Genomic DNA, 1,126 nt, shown 5'->3' on the forward strand with positions numbered 1-1,126 from the left:
AAAAATCCCTTGGTGTAAGATATTGGAGAGCCTTGTGTGGGCGCTCATTATTATACATCCACATCCAGATTTGCGCATAATTTCTCATCTGTTTTATGTTCTCAAAGAGATAGACATCTAAGAATTCTGTACGGAAAGTTCTGTTGAATCTTTCTACCAAAGAGTTTTGTGTCGGTTTTCCAGGTTGAATATAATGAAGGGTAATTTCATTTTTACCGCACCAATCTTTTAATTTTTCTGCAATAAACTCCGGACCATTATCAACTCTTATTTTTTCCGGTTTTCCGCGCCAGTCGATCAGTTGTTCTAGTTGAGAAACTACCCGCGCAGAAGGTAAACTGGTGTCAATCGTAATATTCAAAATTTCTCTGTTAAAATCATCAATGATATTCAAGCTTCTGACGCTTTTACCATTCTCTAAAGTGTCATGCATAAAGTCCATACTCCACGTTACATTCGGATAAATCGGTCGAAGCAAAGGTTCTTTTACCCGTGCCGGAAGACGTTTTTTTCGCTTGCTTCTTAAATTCAGTTTCATCGATTTATAAATCCTGTAAACCCGTTTATGATTCCACCAAAATCCCAAGTTTCTTAAACGGTGGTACATCGTCCAAAACCCCCATGTTTGGTGTTGCTCAGCAAGGAAAAACAGCTCATCCCGAATCTTGTCGTCTTCATTGTTCTGCTTCTTTTTATAGTAAAATACCGAACTGCCTATAATGAAAAGTCTACACGCATTCCGAGTGCTTATTCCGTGTTCTGATCCGGAATAAACAACCAGTTCCCGTTTCTCGGAAGGTGTTAAAACTTTTTTGCAATCACATCTTTCATCACAACATTTTCCAACGTAAGTTCAGCTACGATTTTTTTGTACTGCGAAAGTTCCTTTTCAAGTTCCTTCATTTTAGAGAGTTGCTGCACATCCAATCCACCATATTTACTCTTCCAGTTGTAAAAGGTCGGTTGGCTGATACCGTAATCCCTGCAAATCTCATTGACTGTTTTACCCTGATTTTGTTCAGATAAAATCTTGATGATCTGAACTTCTGAAAATTTACTGTTTTTCATAGTATTCCAAATTTAAAAACTATATTTTTAAGTGCTATAGTTTTTAGGGAAGATTACA

Annotated in this window: 2 protein-coding genes; both read right to left on the reverse strand. The window is 37.1% G+C overall.

The annotated features are described in order from the left end of the window. On the reverse strand, positions 1-781 hold a 781-nt coding region (locus AC27VX_RS23750), incomplete at its 3' end, for an IS3 family transposase (RefSeq protein WP_488698450.1). A 20-nt stretch (positions 782-801) separates the two neighbouring features. After that, positions 802-1,068 carry a transposase gene (locus AC27VX_RS23755; protein WP_236855179.1) on the reverse strand — a complete coding sequence of 89 codons (267 nt, stop codon included), beginning with the start codon at positions 1,066-1,068 and terminating at the stop codon, positions 802-804. Positions 1,069-1,126: the final 58 nt, after the last annotated feature.

This window comes from Chryseobacterium sp. 14P4.3.2 (genome assembly GCF_057799275.1).

What these genes read in the sequence shown, in the direction of transcription:
- AC27VX_RS23755 (WP_236855179.1), bottom strand. Translation starts at nt 1,068, where the DNA reads ATGAAAAACAGTAAATTTTCAGAAGTTCAGATCATCAAGATTTTATCT.